Source organism: uncultured Metabacillus sp., from assembly GCF_947503125.1.
GTDB lineage: Bacteria > Bacillota > Bacilli > Bacillales > Bacillaceae > Metabacillus.
On sequence record NZ_CANNCR010000225.1, the window covers coordinates 1 to 248 of the forward strand.

Below are 248 nucleotides of genomic sequence, written 5' to 3' on the forward strand. Positions count from 1 at the left end.
AAGTGGCTAAACGCGGCGGACTGTAAATCCGCTCCTTAGGGTTCGGCAGTTCGAATCTGCCCCCCTCCACCATTTAAATATAGGGGCATAGTTTAACGGTAGAATAGAGGTCTCCAAAACCTTTGGTGTGGGTTCGATTCCTACTGCCCCTGCCAAATAACATATAAATATTAATGGCGGTTGTGGCGAAGTGGTTAACGCATCGGATTGTGGTTCCGACATTCGTGGGTTCGATTCCCATCAGCCGC

At 49.2% G+C, this 248-nt stretch carries 2 tRNA genes; both read left to right on the plus strand.

Going from position 1 to position 248, the window contains the following annotated elements:
* The first annotated feature begins 81 nt into the window (after positions 1 to 81).
* Positions 82 to 155 (plus strand) — tRNA-Trp (locus Q1B07_RS26965).
* Between the two features lie 21 nt (positions 156 to 176).
* A tRNA-His gene (locus Q1B07_RS26970) sits at positions 177 to 248 on the plus strand.